Consider the following 240-nt stretch of genomic DNA (forward strand, 5'->3'; position numbering starts at 1 on the left):
TTACGATACCGCCGATTTCGTCAGACGTACCGCTGATGAGCGGTGTATCGCTGGCGAGGTCACTAATGGCATTCACGTTCAGCACTGGCAGCGTCAGGTCGATGAGGCCGGAGGTATTCACCGTGGCCACATTGCCCGCGGCATCCAGCACCGACACGTTCACATCTAATAAGCCTTCTGAAATTGCCATGGGCACGTTGGCAGACCAGGTGCCGTCGCCGAGAACTGTGGCGTTGAAGC

The 240-nt window shown here is 57.5% G+C and carries 1 pseudogene; it reads right to left on the minus strand.

Annotated elements, in window-relative coordinates:
• Window positions 1–240, minus strand: a pseudogene (locus tag ACXAH4_RS20120) (retention module-containing protein); the annotation flags it as partial.

The sequence above is a fragment of the Alteromonas sp. ABV2_168 genome (assembly GCF_056161165.1).